1 protein-coding gene is annotated in these 1534 nt (G+C 69.9%); it reads left to right on the top strand.

What is annotated here, in order from left to right; all coding sequences use genetic code 11:
• Positions 1-211: 211 nt before the first annotated feature.
• Complete coding sequence (locus tag MKK54_RS00025; RefSeq protein WP_244008480.1) at positions 212-1162, top strand: IS110 family transposase; 951 nt, start codon at positions 212-214, stop codon at positions 1160-1162.
• Positions 1163-1534: the final 372 nt, after the last annotated feature.

The raw sequence follows: 1534 nt of genomic DNA, 5'->3' as shown, positions 1-1534 counted from the left end.
ACTGTTTCCTGTACCTGAGGGCTTGCTGTGGTTTGATACAGCCTGGGCGTCTGGCGATCTTACTGCTTCCAGGTCCACCCCGATGACATACGCCGTGTCGTCGGGGCGCGGTCGTCAAGCGGCACGATCCCGGACGCCCTGTTTTCGCGTATTCCGAACAGTCGGTTGGGTCCCGCCGCGGCGGGCGCCCGCGTACAGGACAGGATCCGCCATGCTCAGCCTCGTACCGGTAGCCGGCATCGATGTCGGCAAGCACGTCCTCGACCTCGGGTTCCACCCCGCCGCCAGGCCGCTCCGGTGCGCCAACACCCCGGCCGGCATCGAACGGTTGATCGACGCCTTGCGCCAGCGCGGCGTGCTGCGCGTCGCCCTGGAAGCGATCGGCCCTTATGCCCATCCCGTCACGACGGCCCTGGCCGGGGCCGGCTTTGCCGTCGCCCTGGTCGATCCGCGCCGGGTCCGCGCCTTCCGCACGGCCGAAGGACAGATTGCCAAGACCGACCGGCTGGACGCCGCTCTCATCGCGCGCTTTGCTCGGCGCATGCCCGAGCACCTGCACCCCGCGCCCGAGCCCGATCAGGTCCGGCTCAAGGCGCTCTCGACCCGTCGGCGTCAGCTCACCGAACTGATCGCCATGGAGAAGACCCGCCTGAAGCAAGCCCTCGATCCGCTGGTGGCCGACAGCCACCGGGCGGTGATCGAGACCCTGGAGGGCGCCTGCGCCGCCATCGAGGCGGAGCTCGATCAGCGGATCGGCGCCGATCCGGCCCTCGCCCGCAAGCGCGCCATCCTCACCTCGATCCCCGGCATCGGCCGGCGCATCGCCACCGTGCTGATCACCGACATGCCGGAACTCGGCAGGCTCGACCGCAAGGCGGCGGCGAGCTTGGCCGGCATGGCGCCCCATCCGACCCAGAGCGGGGCCCATCCCGGACGCCACGCCATCGCGGGCGGCCGACCGTGTCTGCGCACCGCGTTCTACATGGCCGGCATGGTCGCGGCCCGAACGTGCCCGGCCTTCAAGGCCCCCTACAGGGCCATGCGAGACGCCGGCAACCCCGCCAAGTTGGCCATCGCCGCCCCCGGCCGCCGCCTCGCGGTCCCCCCCAACCCCCCCATCCCCGCCGCCAAACCCTTCCCGGAAAGCCACTTAATCCCTTGACCCGCATAACAGCCGCCGCTTGTCCCTTTCGGATAACTGGATCGCGACGGGCTCCCTCGCCTGGAAGGAGAGGGTTTGGTTGAGGTGTAGTCATTCTCCGGAGACGTCACGCACCTCACCCTGTCCCTCTCCTGCCAGGAGAGGGGACCCGCGACTCACCCTACATCCGAACGGCTCAGGCCGAAATCGTATCACACCCCCTTCACCACCGGCCTACGGTCCCCGCAAACCCCGGCCTCCCGCAACTAGGCGAGCGTTCCTTGCTCCGCCACGTCTTGCCCACCATGGGCGGGCCGAGCGGCCCCTGGGACTGGGCGAGCGCGTCGAAGCCTGGCCCGTTCGCGGCGTGCGGTCGCGATTCCGCCGGGCTCG

It is taken from the genome of Methylobacterium sp. J-068 (assembly GCF_022829445.1).
GTDB lineage: Bacteria > Pseudomonadota > Alphaproteobacteria > Rhizobiales > Beijerinckiaceae > Methylobacterium.
This window is presented reverse-complemented; position numbering and strand designations above follow the sequence as displayed.

Excerpts from the sequence above, each read along its gene's own strand:
- MKK54_RS00025 (WP_244008480.1), top strand. The coding sequence starts at position 212 with ATGCTCAGCCTCGTACCGGTAGCCGGCATCGATGTCGGCAAGCACGTC.